The sequence below is a fragment of the Aequorivita vitellina genome (genome assembly GCF_022008365.1).
In the GTDB taxonomy this organism is placed as follows: domain Bacteria; phylum Bacteroidota; class Bacteroidia; order Flavobacteriales; family Flavobacteriaceae; genus Aequorivita; species Aequorivita vitellina.
Genome location: NZ_JAIRBA010000169.1, coordinates 1 through 365 on the forward strand (window position 1 = coordinate 1; position 365 = coordinate 365).

General features: G+C 52.3%; 1 pseudogene. It reads left to right on the forward strand.

Annotation, left to right across the window (positions count from 1 at the left end):
* Window positions 1–365 (forward strand): annotated as a pseudogene (locus tag K8089_RS16400) (hypothetical protein); the annotation flags it as partial.

Consider the following 365-nt stretch of genomic DNA (forward strand, 5'->3'; position numbering starts at 1 on the left):
AATGTTACGGGCCATCGCAATATGGATGCGGGCAACAACCCGATAAACCCACAGACCATTTTCACGGGAATCACCAATACCGAGACAGGCTGTTACATAGGCGGCGTACAGAGCTTTGAATTAATCGTTCAACCGGGCGCTATTGCGGTAGCCCCAGCAGAGCCATTTGTAATCTGCGACAACCTGATGCCGAGCGATGGATTTGCAGAGTTCAATTTAGAGGATATGAGCGACCAGCAGGTAGTTGACCTTCGCGCCGGAATATTGGCAGGGCAGGACCCGGCAGACTTCAGCATAACCTTCCACGAGACGCAGGAAGGCGCAGAAACGGGCACGGGCATTATCACCTTCCCGTATGTAAACAT